Here is a 16,082-nt window from a genome sequence, read left to right as displayed (position 1 = left end):
ACTCGTGGCGGTTTCGACGGACATCCTGGCGAGCTATCGCGGACCGGGGGCGGTGATCCGCCGCCTCCTGTCTGCGGGCCGTCGTGAAGATCGCGCGTTGGCAATGCTGATGGGCGCGTGCGTGTTGTTTTTCGTCTCGCGTCTGCCGGCCCTCGCACGGCAGTCGCACCTGCAGGACGAACCGCTCGACCAGTTGATGGCCGGTGCACTGTTCGGCTGGATTTTCGTCGCGCCGCTGTTCTTTTACGGGCTTGCCGGTCTCAGCCACATCGTGCTGAAGGCGCTCGGCGGCAAAGGGGACTGGTACGGCGCGCGGCTTGCGCTCTTCTGGGCGCTGCTCGCTTCCAGCCCTCTCTTGCTGCTGAACGGGCTTGTCGCGGGCTTCATCGGGGCGGGGATCGAGTTGACGATCGTCGGTGCGGCCTGGTTCGCGGCTTTTACCTGGTTCTGGATCTCCGGCCTCAAGGTCGCCGAATACGAGGCCGTTCGATGACCCCAGCCGCTTTCCTGAGCCTCGCCTGGCAGAGCGTGACGGCCCCTAGGGAGGTCGCTCGGCTTCTTTTGTCCTTGGGGCTTGGGCGCGAGGCGCTGCTTCTCTCGGCGGCACTTGTGCTTGTGTTGAACACCGCGTTCGTGCGCGCGTCGGCCATCCTCACGCCGCCGGATCCGAGCATCGCGCCATTCGTCGAGCAGCCGGTCCTCTTCTTCGCCGGTCTTGCAGGAACGCTGGTCCTAGCGGCCTTCGTTCTGACCTGGTCGGGACGTGCTGTCGGCGGAACGGGCCGGCTCGAGGATATCGCGCTCACGCTGATCTGGCTCCAGGCCCTGCGGGCGCTCGTGCAGGCCGCGATGCTGCTGATCACACCGATCGCACCGGCATTGGCCTTGCTCTTGTCATTCGGAGCCTCGCTTGTCGGGCTCTGGATCCTCATTAACTTCCTCGCGGAAGCCCATGATTTTCCATCTCTCGGCAAGGCGGCCTTCGTGCTGCTTCTGGCGCTCGCAGGGATGGCGGTCGGGCTATCCTTCTTTCTCACGCTCATCGGAGCGACAGCATCCGGGATGAACGCGAATGTATGACGTCACAGAAGTCCGGAAGGACTTTCCAATTCTCAGCCGCGAAGTGAACGGCAAGCCACTGGTCTATCTCGATAACGGCGCCTCGGCGCAGAAGCCGCAGGCCGTGATCGACGCGGTCACGCGTGGCTATGCCGAGGAATATGCCAACGTTCACCGTGGCTTGCACTACTTGTCTAATCTCGCGACCGAGAAGTACGAAGGCGTGCGTGGGATTATCGCGCGGTTTCTCGGCGTCGCCGACGAGGAACAGATCGTGCTGAATTCCGGCACGACCGAGGGCATCAACACCGTCGCCTATGGCTGGGCCATGCCGCGCATGGAGGCTGGCGACGAGATCGTGCTGTCGGTGATGGAGCATCACGCCAATATCGTCCCTTGGCATTTCCTGCGCGAGCGGCAGGGTGTGCAGCTGAAATGGGTGGATATCGACAGTCGCGGCGCACTCGATCCGCAAGCGGTCATCGACGCCATCGGACCCAAGACCAAGCTTGTCGCAATCACACATCTTTCCAATGTTTTGGGAACTGTCGTTGACGTGAAGACGATCATCGACGCGGCACATGAAAAAGGGGTGGCCGTCCTCGTTGACGGCTCGCAATCGGCGGTGCACATGCCGGTCAACCTCGACGCGCTTGGCGCGGATTTCTACGCCATCACCGGGCACAAGCTTTACGGTCCGAGCGGCTCGGGCGCGATCTTCATCAAGAAGGATCGGTTGGCCGAGATGCGACCGTTCATCGGCGGCGGCGACATGATCCGCGAGGTTCACAAGGACGAGGTGACCTATGCCGATCCGCCGATGAAGTTCGAGGCGGGCACGCCCGGCATCGTGCAGACGATCGGGCTCGGCGTGGCGCTCGAATACCTCATGGATCTCGGCATGGAGAATGTCGCGGCGCACGAGGCGCGGCTGCGCGACTACGCCCGCGAGCGGCTCGACGGGCTCAATTGGCTGAGCGTGCAGGGCACGACCGAGGACAAGGCCGCGATCTTCTCGTTCACGATGAACTCCGCGGCGCATGCCCATGATATTTCTACCATTCTTGACAAGAAGGGTGTCGCGGTCCGGGCCGGTCACCATTGCGCGGGCCCGCTCATGGATTTCCTGGGCGTCACCGGCACCTGTCGCGCCTCTTTCGGACTCTACAACACCGAGGCCGAAGTCGATACGCTGATCGATGCGCTCGAGCTCGCCCACGACCTTTTCGGCTAGCCGGTTGCGCCTCGGGGGGGAGGCCGTAGGATGGGGGCCACTCAGCAACCATCCGAGGACACCCCATGCCGACACCCGAGCCGTTGAAAGATGCCGACCAGATCTCAGACATCGCGTTCGGCTTCATGGGCTCGAAAGCGCTGTTCGTAGCGCTCGATTTGGGGGTGTTCTCGACCCTTCAAGGTGGCCCGAAGACCGCTGAGGAGATCGGGCAGGCGGCAGGTGTCCATGGCGATCGTGCAGCGACCCTGCTGACGGCGCTCGCGGGACTTGGCCTCGTGACGGTCGACGAGGGGCGTTTTTCGAACTCGCCCGCGGCGGAAGCTTTCCTCGTGAAAGGCGCAAAATACGATTTCGGTGATTACCTGCGGCTGCAGGTCGGCAAGCAGATGTACCGCTTGCTCGACCAGCTCGGCCCCGCACTGACGGGCGAATTGCCGCCTGGCGCCACCGACAGTTACGAGACCTGGTTTAGCGATGCTGAGGAGGCGCGGCTTTATTCCGAAAGCCAGCATGCCGGATCGTCCGGACCGGCGCGGCAATTGGCCAAGAAGGTCGACCTCGCCGATGCGCGGCACGTGCTGGATGTCGGCGGCGGCACCGGCGCTTTCGCCATCGGGCTTTGCAAAGCCTATCCCGAGCTTAAGGTCACGATCCTCGATTTCCCGAACGTCGCAACGCTTGGGCGGTCTTACGTGGAGGAGGCGGGACTCTCGGACCGCATCACTTATGCCGAGGGCAATGCCATCGAGGCGGACTGGCCGGACGGTGTCGATGCTGTGCTGATGTCTTATCTCTTCTCAGGCGTGCCGGGTGACGCGCAGCCGGGACTTCTGGAAAAAGCGATGCATGTGCTGCGCCCCGGCGGCTGCGTCATGATCCACGACTTTATTGTGAGCGACAGCCGCGATGGCCCGCGCCTTGCGGCGCTCTGGCAATTGCAGCACACGGCCTTCACGCCCGAGGCACGGTCCAACGATACGACGAGCCTCGCGGCGCTTTTGGCAGAAGCCGGGTTCACCGATACCGAGATCGACACGATGATCCCCGAGATGACGATGCTCGCGACTGCGCGGAAACCGGAGTGATGGGATTTTGCCGGTAGGCTTTCGAGCCTGCTTGCGTCCGAGAGGCGGAGCGGTTAGCAACGCGCTCAGGCACCCGTAGCTCAGCTGGATAGAGCGCTGCCCTCCGAAGGCAGAGGCCAAAGGTTCGAATCCTTTCGGGTGCGCCACTCTCCAAAACATGGCGCCCATGGGGCGGGACGGCGCGAACGCCGCCCCGGATCTTCGATCAGTTCTTGGCGCGGTCGACCATCTTGCCGGCCGAGATCCACGGCATCATGCCGCGCAGCTTCTCGCCGACTTCCTCGATCTGGTGCGCGTCGTTGAGGCGGCGCGTGCCCTTGAAGAACGGCTGACCGACCTGGTTCTCGGACATGAAGTCGCGCACGAAGGCCCCCGACTGGATGTCGTTCAGAACCGCCTTCATCCGCGCCTTGGTCTCGTCGTAGGGCAGGATGCGGGGGCCGGAGACGTACTCGCCGTATTCAGCGGTGTTCGAGATCGAGTAGTTCATGTTGGCGATGCCGCCTTCGTAGATCAGGTCCACGATCAGCTTCACCTCGTGCAGGCACTCGAAATAGGCCATCTCGGGCGCGTATCCCGCTTCGACCAGCGTCTCGAATCCCATGCGGATCAGTTCGACGAGGCCGCCACAGAGAACCGCCTGCTCACCGAAGAGGTCGGTTTCGCATTCTTCGCGGAAGTTCGTCTCGATGATGCCCGAGCGCCCGCCGCCGATCGCCGCGCAGTAGGAAAGGCCCAGCTCAAGGGCCTTGCCGGTCGCGTCGTTGTCGACCGCGACGAGGCAGGGCACGCCGCCGCCCTTGGTGTATTCGCCGCGCACCGTGTGGCCGGGGCCCTTGGGGGCCATCATGATGACGTCGACACCGGGCTTCGGCTCGATCAGGCCGAAATGCACGTTGAGGCCGTGGGCGAAGGCGATGGCCGCGCCTTCCTTGAGGTTGTCATGCACGTATTTCTTGTAGGTCTCGGCCTGCAGCTCGTCGGGCATGGTGAACATGATCAGGTCGCACCACGCGGCGGCCTCGGCGATCTCCATGACCTTCAGCCCTTCGCCTTCGGCTTTTTTCGCCGATGCGGAGCCCTCGCGCAGCGCAACGACCACGTTCTTGGCACCCGAGTCGCGCAGGTTCAGCGCATGGGCATGGCCCTGGCTGCCGTAGCCCAGGATGGCCACCTTCTTGTCCTTGATAAGATTGATGTCGCAATCGCGGTCATAATACACGCGCATGGATGCCTCCTTCGGCTGGTTCTTGTTCCGACCGGCAAGATAAGTGCGACAGGGATGAATGTTGTTGCGATATTCGGGCGTTCTGTGCAAAGAGCGAAATTCTAATTCGACTATTTGCGATTTGTCGGAGAATTCATGCTCGACGATACAGACCGACGCATCCTTCGCCAGTTTCAGGCCGCACCCGATCTTTCGGGGCAGGAACTGGCCGAGCGAGCAGGCGTCACCGCGACAACGCTGACGCGGCGGCTCGGGAAGATGCGAAGCGCGGGCATCCTGCGCGGTGCCCGCGCCATTATCGATTGGGCGGCACTCGGCTATGCGGTCGAGGTCTCCTTGCGGGTGACGCTCGACAAGTCGCAAAGCAACGCATTTGAAGAATTCGCGGCAGAGGCGCGGCGCGTGCCTGAAGTGATCGAGATCCAGACCTTTCTTGGCCAGGTCGATGTGCGGCTTTCCGTCATCGCGCGCGATCTGGCGCATTATCAGACCCTCTACCGGGAAAAGCTTCTGGCTCTGCCGCATATCACCGATCTCGAGGCGCTCATGCATATCGCCCGGGTCAAGCATGACGAGACTCTACCGCTATGATCGAGACCGACGAGACCGATCGCGCGATCCTGAGGGCGCTCGTGGACAATGCGGATGCTTCCGCCGGCGAGATCGGCCGCGCGCTCGGGCTCTCGCAGCCGGCCGCGTGGCGGCGGATCAGGCGGCTTCGCGAGGCGGGCGTCATTCGCGGCACGCGGCTCGATCTCGACGCGGAAAAGCTCGGCTTCGGCGTGACCGTCTTTCTTGGCGTGAAGCTCGGCACCAAGGGGCAGGCGAGTCTTGGGGATTTCGAGCGGGCCGTTTCGGCCATTCCCGAGGTGCAGACGGTCGAGCATATTCTCGGGATGTACGATTACCGCCTGCGAGTCGTGGCGCGCGATCTGCCCGATTTCGAGCGCGTGCTTCGGCGGAGGATCATGACGCTACCGGGCGTGGCGAGCCTCGATGCCAATGTGCTTCTGTCCGAGGAGCGGCGGCCGGGCCCGATCGGGTGAGCCCCGGTATGCCGAGATAGGCTTTGCCAGCCGCGCCGGGACAGCGTAGCACATCGACAGGTGACGGGAAGGAGACCGCAGAATGGCACTCAATCAGGATATCGACGCCGGCGGGCTCGAGGAATTCTCGGTCGTCTTCACCGACCGTTCGCTCAATCACATGAGCCAGAACTTCCAGGACGTGATGCGGGACATCTCGGAGATGCTGCGCGAGGTCTACAAGGCCCATGCGGTCGCCATCGTTCCCGGCGGCGGCACCTTCGCGATGGAGGCGGTCGCGCGGCAATTCGGTCAGGAGGCTGAAGCCGTGATCGTCCGCAACGGCTGGTTCTCCTATCGCTGGAGCCAGATCTTCGAAGCGGGCGGCTTCGGCGGAGAGGCCCATGTCGTGAAAGCCCGCCGCACCGGCAACGAGATCGACGCGCCCTTCGCACCTGCGCCGATCGAGGAGGTTCAGGCCAAGATCCGTGAGACACGGCCCGACATCGTCTTCGCCCCGCATGTGGAGACCTCGGCGGGAATCATCCTGCCCGATGACTACCTCACGGGGCTGAGCGAGGCCGCGCATGAGGTCGGCGCGCTCATGGTCCTCGATTGCATCGCGTCGGGCTGCGCCTGGGTGGATATGGCGTCGACGGGCGTCGACGTGCTGATCTCCGCTCCGCAGAAGGGCTGGTCTGCGACCCCTTCGGCGGGTCTCGTGATGCTGTCCGAGCGCGCGGCGCAGCGGATGGAAGAAACGACCTCGGACAGTTTTGCCGCCGATCTCAAGAAATGGCGCGCGATCATGGCGGCCTACGAGAATGGAGGTCATGCCTATCACGCGACTATGCCGACGGACGGGCTGCGCGCGTTCCGCGATGCGATGCGCGAGACGCAGAGCGAGGGGTTCGACGCGATGCGCGCGGCGCAGTTCGAGCTGGGCGCGCGGGTGCGGGAGAGCCTCGCCGCGCGAGGCATCCGGTCCGTCGCCGCGGAAGGCTATGGCGCGCCGGGCGTCGTCGTGAGTTACACGAGCGATCCCGAGGTGCAGTCCGGCCGGGCTTTCGCGAAAAACGGCGTGCAGATCGCGGCAGGCGTGCCTCTGGCCTGCGACGAGCCCGAGGGGTTTTCGACCTTTCGGCTGGGTCTTTTTGGGCTCGACAAGCTCAAGGACGTTGACGCAACCGTTGCCCGGCTCGACGCGGCGCTCGACCGGGCTTTGTGACGTGCGGGTTCAGCCCTTCCGGCGGACCAACCCGCGCGCCGGATCGTAGCCCCAGAGGGCAAGGCCCCAGAAGGCCGCGAAGGCCAGCCCGGTCCAGCCGAGCGCGGGCAGGTTCGCCTCGGCGTAAAGCGCGAAGCGGATCAGTTCGACCGCATGGGTGAAGGGGTTCGCCGCGCAGATGTCGCGCAACAGCGTGGAGCTCTCGGCCATCTTCCAGAGCGGATAAAGCGCGGTCGACAGGAAGAACATCGGGAAGATCACGAAGTTCATCACGCCCGCGAAATTCTCCAGCTGCTTGATGAGCGAGGAGAGCGCGAGTCCCAGCGCGCCGAGCATCAGCCCTGCGATCAACAGCGCGGGCAGGACGGCAACATAGCCCGCCGGCGGCATCGTGATGTCGAAAGCCCAGGAAATGGCGAGGAAGGCGTAAACCTGCAGGATGCCGACCAGCGTCGCGCCTAGCAGTTTGCAGAACAAGAGCCATGAGCGGGGCAGGGGCGCGGTCAGCAGAAGCCGCATGGAGCCGGTCTCGCGGTCATAGACGAGGCTGAGCGAGCTTTGCATCCCGTTGAACAGCAGGATCATGCCGCAGAGGCCGGGCACGATATACGTCTCATAGGTGATGTAGGTCTGGTAGGGCGGGATGATCGAGAGGCCAAGCGCCGCCCGGAAGCCCGCCGCAAAGACCAGAAGCCAGACGAGCGGGCGCACCAGGGCGGCGAGGAACCGCTCGCGCTGATGGACGAAGCGCAGCGCCTCGCGCAGGACGATGGCGCGCAGGGCCGTCCAGTAGCCGCTCATGCGCTGGCCTCGTCGGCGCCGGTCATCTTAAGAAAGCAGGTTCTCAGATCCTGCGCGCCCCGGATCTCGCGCGCTTCGCCATCGGCATGGATGCGCCCTTCATGCAGGACGATGAGCCGGTCGGTATCGGCAACCTCGTCGGTCAGGTGCGTCGCCCAGAGAACGGTCAGACCTTCGTCAGCGCAGAGGCGGTGCACATGGTCGGTGATCCCCGCCCGCGCGGCGGCATCGAGGCCGACGGTCGGCTCGTCGAGCAGCAGCACCTCGGGATCGTGGATGAGGGCGCGGGCGATTTCCGTCCGCCGCCTGTGTCCGCCATTGAGACCGCGCGCTCTCTCTCCTGCACGGTCGGCGATGGCCAGCCTCTCCAGCGCGGCGTCGATCCGGGCTTCCGCCGCGCGGCCAGAAAGCCCGTGCAGCGCCGCGAAATAGCGCAGGTTCTGGCGGATCGTCAGGTCGAGATCGAGCGTCGTCGACTGGAAGACCACACCCATCCGCGCCAGCGCCGCGCGGGGCGTTTTGCGCATGTCTTGCCCGGCGATCTCGATCCGGCCTTCGGGCGTGGTGAACAGACGGGTGAGCAGGCCGAAGAGCGTCGACTTGCCCGCGCCGTTCGGACCCAGAAGCGCGGCGAAGCGTCCGCGCTCCACGGAGAAGCCGACATCGTTCAGCACCTCTTTACGTCCGTAGCGAAAGCTTACACCCTCTGTTGCGATACCGGCTCGCATTCCGCGGCTCCCCTTCCGATCCGGGAAAACCTAGCCGGGGCGGGGCGGCGGCGAAAGGCCGGCAGCGACCGGGCCACTCGGCAAAAGGTCTAATACCCCGGCGATAGGTTGATCCCTAACCTCGCCGCAAAAGGAGAGGACATTCCATGCAGATGAGCGATTCCCGCGAAGTGGCCGCCCCCCGAGAGGTGGTCTGGGCGGCGATCCTGAATCCCGACGTTCTGAAGGAATGCGTGCCAGGTTGTACCGAGATGACCGGCAACGCCGAAGACGGGTTCGAGGCCACGGTCGTTCAGAAGGTCGGCCCGGTGAAGGCGACGTTCAAGGGACAGGTCAACGTATCGGAGCGCGACGAGCCCAATTCGCTGAAGCTTTCGGGCGAGGGCAAGGGCGGCGCCGCGGGCTTCGCCAAGGGCAGCGCCACGGTGCACCTCGAGGAGAACGGCGAAGGCACGCTTCTGAAATACGACGTGGACGCCAATGTCGGCGGCAAGCTCGCGCAGCTTGGCAGCCGCGTGATCGACGGGTTCGCCAAGAAGATGGCGGACCAGTTCTTCACCCGCCTGCAAGAGGCGATCGAAGGCCCGGCCGATCCCGAGGAGGCCCCAGAGGCCGAACAGACGCCCGGCGACAAGAAAAAAGGTTGGTTCAAGCGTCTCGTCTCCTGACCGGGGCGGGACAGACCGGTCGCGGAAGGGCGCGACCGGAAAAGGCACAAGAGACAAAGATCCAAGGGAGGATTTTATGACCAAGGTTTCGATGACGGTGAACGGCAAGTCCGTTTCCGGTGAGGTCGAGGGGCGCACGCTCCTCGTCAATTTTCTGCGCAATGATCTGCGCCTGACCGGCACCCATGTCGGCTGTGACACGTCGCAATGCGGTGCCTGCGTCGTGCATGTGAACGGCGAGGCGGTGAAGGCATGCACGATGTTCGCCGCCGAGGCGGACGGGGCCGAGGTGTCGACCATCGAAGGCGCGGCCAATCCCGACGGCTCGCTCAACGCGATCCAGCAGGCATTCCAGGACCATCACGGCCTCCAATGCGGCTTCTGCACGCCGGGCATGGTGATGTCGGCGGCGGCGCTGTTGAAGGAAAACCCCAAGCCCAGCGAGCACGAGATCCGCTCCTACCTGCAAGGCAATATCTGCCGCTGCACGGGCTACCACAACATCATCAAGGCGATCATGGCGGCATCCGGACAGGACGTCGAACAGATCGCGGCCGAATGATCTGAACGGGCGGTGTGCCTTCGGGCGCACCCTGTGAGCATTCCAGATGCGGCATGACCCGCATCGACCCAAGGGAGGATAAGACATGCCGAAGGACACAGGCATCGGAGCCAGCACCAAGCGGCGCGAGGACGTCCGCTTTCTGACTGGCGTCGGAAACTATACCGACGACGTGAACATCTATGGTCAGGCCTATGTGCATTTCCTGCGCTCGGATGTGGCGCATGGCCGGATCAAGAACATCGACACCAGCGCCGCATCCGGTATGCCGGGCGTCGTGCGCATCTTCACCGGCGCTGATTTCGAAGGCGTCGGCGGCATTCCCTGCGGCTGGCAGATCACGGACCGGCACGGCAATCCGATGCAGGAGCCCGCGCATCCCGTCCTCGCGCAAGGCAAGGTGCGCCATGTGGGCGATCCGATCGCGGCCATCGTCGCCGAGACGCTCGAAGAGGCGCGCGACGCCGCCGAGGCGATCGAGCTCGACATCGAGGAACTGCCCGCGGTCGTGGACATGAAGGCCGCCGTCGCGGACGGGGCCACGAAGGTGCACGACGATCTCGAAAACAACCTCTGCTACGACTGGGGCTTCGTCGAGGAGAACCGCGAGGCGGTCGACAAGGCGATCAAGGAAGCGGCGCATGTCACCACGCTCGAGCTGGTGAACAACCGTCTCGTCGCCAACCCGATGGAGCCGCGCGTTGCCGTCGGCGATTACAACCGCGCCGACGATATGTCGACGCTCTACACCACCTCGCAGAACCCCCACGTGATCCGTCTTCTGATGGGCGCCTTCGTTCTCGGCATCCCCGAGCACAAGCTGCGTGTCGTCGCGCCCGATGTGGGCGGCGGCTTCGGCACGAAGATCTTCCACTATGCCGAAGAGGCGTTCTGCACCTTCGCCGCGCGCCAGCTGAAGCGGGCCGTGAAGTGGACCTCCTCGCGCTCCGAAGCCTTCATGTCGGACGCACATGGGCGGGACCACGTCACCAAGATCGAGCTCGCGCTCGACAAGGACAACAACTTCACGGCGATCCGGACCGAGACTTACGCCAACATGGGCGCGTATCTGTCCACTTTCGCACCTTCCGTGCCGACCTGGCTGCACGGCACGCTGATGGCGGGCAATTACAAGACCCCGCTCATCTACGTGAACGTGAAGGCGGTCTTCACCAATACCGTTCCGGTCGATGCCTATCGCGGGGCGGGTCGTCCCGAGGCGACGTTCCAGCTCGAGCGGGTCGTTGACAAGGCGGCGCGCGAGCTTGGCGTCGATCCGGTCGCATTGCGCCGGCAGAACTTCATCACCGAGTTCCCCTATTCGACTCCGGTCGCCGTGGAATACGACACCGGCGATTACGACGCGACGATGGACAAGCTGCAGGAGATCGCGGATTTCGCGGGCTTCGAGGCACGTCGCAAGGAAAGCGAGAAGCGCGGCAAGCTGCGCGGGCTCGGCATCAACTGCTATATCGAGGCCTGCGGCATCGCGCCGTCGAACCTTGTCGGACAGCTTGGTGCACGTGCGGGTCTTTATGAAAGCGCGACGGTGCGTGTGAACGCCACGGGCGGCATCACGGTGATGACCGGCAGCCACAGCCACGGGCAGGGGCACGAGACCTCCTTCCCGCAGGTCGTGGCAGAGATGCTGGGCATTGATGCCTCGATGGTCGAGATCGTCCATGGCGACACTGCAAACACGCCGATGGGCATGGGCACCTACGGCTCGCGCTCTATCGCGGTGGGCGGCTCGGCCATGGTCCGGGCGACCGAAAAGATCATCAACAAGGCCAAGAAGATCGCCTCGCACCTTCTCGAAGCCTCCGAGGCCGATATCGAGCTGAAGGACGGCCAGTTCACCGTCGCGGGCACTGACAAGTCGGTCGCCTGGGGGGACGTGACGCTGGCAGCCTACGTGCCGCACAACTATCCGCTCGAGGATATCGAGCCGGGGCTCGAGGAGACGGCCTTCTACGATCCGGCGAACTTCACCTATCCCTCTGGCGCTTATGCCTGCGAGGTCGAGGTGGACCCCGAGACCGGCAAGGTCACGGTGGAGCGGTTCGCGGCCGCCGATGATTTCGGCAACATCATCAATCCGATGATCGTCTCCGGCCAGGTTCATGGCGGGATCGCCCAAGGTGTCGGCCAAGCGCTTCTGGAAAATTGCGCCTATGACGAGAACGGCCAGCTTCTGAGCGCGTCCTACATGGATTACGCCATGCCGCGCGCCGATGATGTGCCGTTCTACCAGGTGGACCATTCCTGCCAGACGCCCTGCACTCACAACCCGCTCGGGGTGAAGGGCTGCGGGGAGGCCGGAGCCATCGGTTCGCCGCCCGCGGTCATCAACGCCGTGATCGATGCGCTGCATTCGGGTGGCCACACCCATGTTGAGCACATCAACATGCCCGCGACACCGGCGCGCGTCTGGGCTGCGATGCAGAAGTGAGGCCAGTCCGGGGGGCGCGGCCTCCCGGACCCACCCATCTATTTTCGGCCGGATCGTGAGGGCAGAGCCCCAGACGCGGCCAGAAGGAGGACAAGATGTACAATTTCGATCTGGTGCGGCCCACATCCATCGACGAGGCGGTCAAAGCCCTCGGCGAGGAGGACGCGCAGCCGCTTGCAGGCGGTCAGACTCTCATTCCGACGCTGAAGCAGCGCCTTGCCATGCCGACAAAGCTCGTGAGCCTCACGGGCATCGCGGACATCAAGGGTGTCTGTAAGACCGATGACGGCCAGCTCGCCATCGGCGGCGGTACGACGCATGGCACGGTCGCGAAAGAGGCGATGGCGGATTTCCCGGGCCTCGCCAACCTCGCCGCCAATGTCGGTGATCCCGCGGTGCGTAACCGTGGCACCATCGGCGGCAGTCTGGCCAACAACGACCCCTCGGCCTGCTACCCGGCCGCAGCGCTCGGCACGGGCGCGACGATCAAAACCAACAAGCGCGAGATCGCCGCGGACGATTACTTCCAGGGCATGTTCGCAACCGCGCTCGAAGAGGCGGAGATCATCACCGAGGTCCGCTTCCCGATCCCGGAGAAATCGAACTACCAGAAGTTCGAGCAGCAGGCCTCGCGCTTCGCGCTGGTCGGGGTCTTCGTGGCGAAATACGCCGATGGTGTCCGCGTGGCGGTCACCGGCGCTTCGAACGAAGGCGTGTTCCGCTGGAGCGAGGCCGAGAGCGCGCTCTCGTCGAACTTCTCGGCGGAGGCGATCGACAGCCTGTCGGCTCCGGATGGCTCGAACATGATCTCGGACCTTCACGGCTCCGGCGATTACCGCGCGCATATCGTGAAGGTGATGACCAAACGGGCCGTCGCAGCGGCGAGCTGATAGCCCACCTGTGTGCAAGTGACCCCCGGTGCCGCAAGGTGCCGGGGTTTCTCTTTGCGGGGCCGCGTGGCAATGTCGCGAAAAATCAAGCTGAGGCGCCTCATGTCCTACATTTTCGACCCCGAACGCCAACCGAGCCTTGAGATCCACGGGCAGGCGGCGCGCTTTCCGCTGCGCCGGATCTTCTGCGTCGGACGGAATTACGCAGCCCACGCCGCCGAGATGGGCAACGAGGTCGACCGCGAAGCGCCGTTCTATTTCACCAAGTCCCCGCATCATGCCGTGGGGTCTGGCAGCCATCCGATGCCGCCACGCACGGAGGATTATCACCACGAGGTCGAATTCGTGGTTGCGCTTCACGGGCCGGTCGATGCGGCAGATCCGATGAGCGCGGTCTTCGGCTATGCGGTCGGGCTCGACATGACGCGGCGCGATCTGCAAGCGGCCTCGAAAGCGAAAGGCCGGCCGTGGTCGACCGCCAAGGACGTCGAGGCGAGCGCTGTCATCGGCCCTCTGACAGCGGCTTCCGAATTCGGCGGGATCGGCGCACAGGTGCTCTCGCTTACCGTCAACGACACGCTCCGGCAGGAGGGTGCGCTTGCGGACATGGTCTGGTCGGTGCCCGAAATTCTGAACGATCTCAACACGCTCTACGCGCTCGGTGCCGGGGATATCGTGATGACCGGCACGCCCTCTGGCGTCGGGGCCGTCGCGCGCGGTGACGTTCTTGTTGGCACTTGCGAAGGGCTGGAGCCGGTTCGGCTGACGCTGACCTGATCCGCCGGCAGGCCCGGTGTGAGAAGAAAGCCGGGTGTGAGCACGGCCACGATCCTCCTTACGCTGGTCAGGAAAGTCCCTTGCGATTGGTGGGGATGGTGGACTGGTCCAGCATGCCAGGCGTGGTCAATTGGCCTCCGGGCTTTTCGAATGAAAATGATTAACCGGACCGTGACCGGAGCCGACGGCGAGCTCGTCTGCCTGCGCGATCGCAGCGGCGGTGTAGGACTTCGCTCGCGCCACCGCCTCCGGCAAAGCGAGGCCGTGGCCAAGATGCGCGGCGAGGGCCGAAGACAGAGTGCAGCCCGTTCCGTGCGTGTTGCGCGTGACATGACGAATGCCTTCGAGCCAGAGACTCTCATCCCGAGTTCGCAGAAGGTCGGGGCTCTGGTCTCCGGAGAGGTGTCCGCCCTTCATCAGGATCGCTGATGGCCCGAGGGCCAGCAAGGCCTTTGCCTGTGCCTCCATGCCGGGCCGGTTCGTTGCCATGTCCTCGCCCAAGAGGTCAGCGGCCTCGGGCAGGTTCGGCGTGATAACCGTGGCAATCGGCAGGAGCCGGTCGCGAAGAGCGCTCATGGCCTCTTCCGCCAACAAGCGGTCGCCGCCCTTGGCCACCATGACCGGGTCCAGCACCACAGGCGCGGCAAGGTCCGAAAGCGCGACGGCCACGGCCTCGATGATAGCCGCGCTGCCCAGCATGCCGATCTTCACGGCATCGATGCGGATATCCTCGCGGATGGCTGCGATCTGCTCGGTGACCATGCCCGGTTCGGTCAGCAGCACCGCACGCACGGCATGTGTGTTTTGTGCTGTCAGCGCCGTGATCGCGGCCATGCCATAGCCGCCATTGGCCGAGATCGCCTTGAGGTCTGCCTGGATGCCGGCGCCTCCCGACGGGTCTGATCCGGCGATAGAGAGGATGTTCGGTATCATGCCTGTCTCCATGTATCGACGAGGGCGCGGGTTGCTCCTTCGGGGTCCGCGGCGCGTGTGACGGCCGAAACGACGGCCATTCCGGACGCCCCCGCGTGTTTCAGGGTGGGGATGTCCCGCGCGGTCAGCCCGCCAATCGCGATGGTCGGCACCGGCGCGGCTCGGACGATGCGGGCCAGCCCTTCGCTCCCGATGGGCTCTGCCGCGTCGGGCTTGGTCGGTGTGGCGCGAAAGGGACCGGCGCCGATATAGTCGACGCCCGATGGAATGCGCCTGCATTGCGCTATCGTCTCGATCGACAGGCCGAGCAGAGCGCCTGGTGCGATCCGCGCGCGTGCGCGCTCCGGCTCGCCATCGCCCTGGCCGATATGGAGGTCGGCGCCCGTGCTGCGTGCCACCTCGATCCGGTCATTGACGAAGACGCGTACGTCCATCGGGGCGAGCGCTTCCATCAGTGCTTCGGTCAGGCGTGCAAGGTCCGTGTCGGGCATGGTCTTGTCGCGGATCTGCACAGCCCAGGCCCCGCCGCGGGCGGCGGCCATCGCCTGATCGGCCACTGGGATAGGTGCGCCCGGATCCGTCACGACGTAGACCGGCCCGATCATGTCGCGAGCTCGATCTGCGCGGCGGCGTTCAGTGCCTCGGGTGTGAGGGCATGGAGCGCATCGAGAAACGCCACCTGGAAGCTGCCCGGTCCCTGCGCCGCCGCGCCCGCCATTTCGCCAGCGGCACCATAGGCCGCAAGCGCCGCGACAGTCGCATCGAACGTCGGATGATCGGCACAAAAAGCCGCGATCACCCCGTTGAGCGAGCAGCCCATGACCGTGATCCGCGCCATCATCGGGTGACCGTTGGAGACGCGCGCAACGCGTGCACCGTCCGTGATGTAGTCGACCGGGCCGGAAACGGCGACCACACCGCCGGTTCGTTGGGCCAGGGCGCGCGCCGCATCCTCGGCCGAGGCGACGCTGTCGCCGGTATCCACGCCGCGTGCAGAGCCGCCAAGACCCGCCAAGGTGAGGATCTCGGAGGCATTGCCGCGCACCACTGTCGGTTTCAAATCGAGTAGCCGATCGGACAGGTCCTGCCTAAACCGCGTGGCGGCCACGCCGACCGGATCGAAGACCCAGGGGCGGTCGGCCTCGGACATGACGGCCGCGGCCTCCTGCATCGCGGTGCCCCATGCGGGATCCGCCGTGCCGATATTCACGGTGAGTGCCTGTGCCAATCCGGCGAATTCAGCCGCTTCCTCGCGCGCATGGACCATCGCGGGCGACGCGCCTATGGCCAGAAGGACATTGGCCATGACGTTCATGGCGACGAAATTTGTTATGTTGTGAACGAGAGGAGCCGAGGCGCGCATGGCGCTCAGGGTTGTTCCGGGATTGTGCATGGTGCCTCCTTGTCGG

The 16,082-nt window shown here is 64.6% G+C and carries 18 protein-coding genes and 1 tRNA gene; 13 read left to right on the top strand and 6 right to left on the bottom strand.

The features are described 5' to 3' along the window. Positions 1-4: 4 nt before the first annotated feature. The 5 genes from BM171_RS05135 (at position 5) to BM171_RS05115 (ending at position 3,527) form a co-directional block, all read left to right on the top strand. Positions 5-493, top strand: a complete 489-nt coding sequence (locus BM171_RS05135; RefSeq protein WP_093009769.1) for a YIP1 family protein — start codon at positions 5-7, stop codon at positions 491-493. Next, positions 490-1,080: a YIP1 family protein gene (locus BM171_RS05130; protein ID WP_093009768.1), complete on the top strand. Its 591-nt coding sequence runs from the start codon at positions 490-492 to the stop codon at positions 1,078-1,080. The genes BM171_RS05135 and BM171_RS05130 overlap by 4 nt, the downstream gene beginning before the upstream one ends. Next, positions 1,073-2,293 carry a cysteine desulfurase gene (locus tag BM171_RS05125; RefSeq protein WP_093009767.1) on the top strand — a complete coding sequence of 407 codons (1,221 nt, stop codon included), beginning with the start codon at positions 1,073-1,075 and terminating at the stop codon, positions 2,291-2,293. The genes BM171_RS05130 and BM171_RS05125 overlap by 8 nt, the downstream gene beginning before the upstream one ends. A gap of 65 nt (positions 2,294-2,358) precedes the next feature. After that, positions 2,359-3,381, top strand: a complete 1,023-nt coding sequence (locus BM171_RS05120; RefSeq protein ID WP_093009766.1) for a methyltransferase — start codon at positions 2,359-2,361, stop codon at positions 3,379-3,381. A 69-nt stretch (positions 3,382-3,450) separates the two neighbouring features. Continuing rightward, positions 3,451-3,527, top strand: a tRNA-Arg gene (locus BM171_RS05115). Between the two features lie 59 nt (positions 3,528-3,586). Here BM171_RS05115 and ilvC read toward each other — a convergent pair. Then, complete coding sequence (gene ilvC / locus BM171_RS05110; protein WP_093009765.1) at positions 3,587-4,609, bottom strand: ketol-acid reductoisomerase; 1,023 nt, start codon at positions 4,607-4,609, stop codon at positions 3,587-3,589. Between the two features lie 135 nt (positions 4,610-4,744). Between ilvC and BM171_RS05105 the strand changes: the two genes are divergently transcribed. The 3 genes from BM171_RS05105 to BM171_RS05095 all read left to right on the top strand — a co-directional run bounded on the left by BM171_RS05105 (position 4,745) and on the right by BM171_RS05095 (position 6,862). Beyond that, positions 4,745-5,200, top strand: coding sequence for an Lrp/AsnC family transcriptional regulator (locus BM171_RS05105; RefSeq protein WP_093009764.1), 456 nt, complete (start codon positions 4,745-4,747; stop codon positions 5,198-5,200). After that, positions 5,197-5,655, top strand: coding sequence for an Lrp/AsnC family transcriptional regulator (locus tag BM171_RS05100; RefSeq protein ID WP_093009763.1), 459 nt, complete (start codon positions 5,197-5,199; stop codon positions 5,653-5,655). Before BM171_RS05105 ends, BM171_RS05100 begins: the two co-directional genes overlap by 4 nt. Before the next feature lie 82 nt (positions 5,656-5,737). Further along, a complete protein-coding gene (locus BM171_RS05095; RefSeq protein ID WP_093009762.1) occupies positions 5,738-6,862 on the top strand; it encodes a pyridoxal-phosphate-dependent aminotransferase family protein in 1,125 nt (374 codons plus the stop codon). Positions 6,863-6,871: 9 nt separating this feature from the next. On the opposite strand, the gene BM171_RS05090 is transcribed toward BM171_RS05095, so the two are convergent. Both BM171_RS05090 and BM171_RS05085 read right to left on the bottom strand, forming a co-directional pair. After that, positions 6,872-7,663, bottom strand: coding sequence for an ABC transporter permease (locus BM171_RS05090; protein WP_093009761.1), 792 nt, complete (start codon positions 7,661-7,663; stop codon positions 6,872-6,874). Beyond that, positions 7,660-8,391 carry an ABC transporter ATP-binding protein gene (locus tag BM171_RS05085; protein ID WP_093009760.1) on the bottom strand — a complete coding sequence of 244 codons (732 nt, stop codon included), beginning with the start codon at positions 8,389-8,391 and terminating at the stop codon, positions 7,660-7,662. Before BM171_RS05085 ends, BM171_RS05090 begins: the two co-directional genes overlap by 4 nt. A 146-nt stretch (positions 8,392-8,537) precedes the next feature. On the opposite strand from BM171_RS05085, the gene BM171_RS05080 reads away from it, so the two are divergent. The 5 genes from BM171_RS05080 to BM171_RS05060 all read left to right on the top strand — a co-directional run bounded on the left by BM171_RS05080 (position 8,538) and on the right by BM171_RS05060 (position 13,740). Beyond that, a complete protein-coding gene (locus BM171_RS05080) occupies positions 8,538-9,059 on the top strand; it encodes an SRPBCC family protein (RefSeq protein WP_093009759.1) in 522 nt (173 codons plus the stop codon). Positions 9,060-9,135: 76 nt separating this feature from the next. Further along, a complete protein-coding gene (locus tag BM171_RS05075; RefSeq protein WP_093009758.1) occupies positions 9,136-9,621 on the top strand; it encodes a (2Fe-2S)-binding protein in 486 nt (161 codons plus the stop codon). Between the two features lie 85 nt (positions 9,622-9,706). Beyond that, positions 9,707-12,073, top strand: a complete 2,367-nt coding sequence (locus BM171_RS05070; protein ID WP_093009757.1) for a xanthine dehydrogenase family protein molybdopterin-binding subunit — start codon at positions 9,707-9,709, stop codon at positions 12,071-12,073. A gap of 95 nt (positions 12,074-12,168) precedes the next feature. Further along, positions 12,169-12,963 carry an FAD binding domain-containing protein gene (locus tag BM171_RS05065; protein WP_093009756.1) on the top strand — a complete coding sequence of 265 codons (795 nt, stop codon included), beginning with the start codon at positions 12,169-12,171 and terminating at the stop codon, positions 12,961-12,963. A gap of 102 nt (positions 12,964-13,065) precedes the next feature. Continuing rightward, complete coding sequence (locus tag BM171_RS05060) at positions 13,066-13,740, top strand: fumarylacetoacetate hydrolase family protein (RefSeq protein WP_093009755.1); 675 nt, start codon at positions 13,066-13,068, stop codon at positions 13,738-13,740. 126 nt (positions 13,741-13,866) lie between these two features. Here the strand turns inward: BM171_RS05060 and thiD are convergent, their stop codons facing one another. Genes thiD through thiM form a run of 3 tightly spaced genes read right to left on the bottom strand, consistent with a single transcriptional unit; the run spans position 13,867 to position 16,066 of the window. Further along, positions 13,867-14,673 (bottom strand): bifunctional hydroxymethylpyrimidine kinase/phosphomethylpyrimidine kinase, encoded by an 807-nt coding sequence (gene thiD / locus BM171_RS05055; protein WP_093010097.1) that lies wholly within the window; start codon positions 14,671-14,673, stop codon positions 13,867-13,869. Next, positions 14,670-15,278 (bottom strand): thiamine phosphate synthase, encoded by a 609-nt coding sequence (gene thiE / locus BM171_RS05050; protein ID WP_093009754.1) that lies wholly within the window; start codon positions 15,276-15,278, stop codon positions 14,670-14,672. The genes thiD and thiE overlap by 4 nt, the downstream gene beginning before the upstream one ends. Beyond that, positions 15,275-16,066, bottom strand: coding sequence for a hydroxyethylthiazole kinase (thiM, locus tag BM171_RS05045; protein WP_093009753.1), 792 nt, complete (start codon positions 16,064-16,066; stop codon positions 15,275-15,277). The genes thiE and thiM overlap by 4 nt, the downstream gene beginning before the upstream one ends. Between the last annotated feature and the right edge of the window lie 16 nt (positions 16,067-16,082).

Source organism: Roseivivax halotolerans, from assembly GCF_900115815.1.
GTDB lineage: Bacteria > Pseudomonadota > Alphaproteobacteria > Rhodobacterales > Rhodobacteraceae > Roseivivax > Roseivivax halotolerans.
The sequence above is the reverse complement of the archived record's forward strand: the minus strand, read 5'-3'. Positions and strand labels throughout refer to the sequence as shown.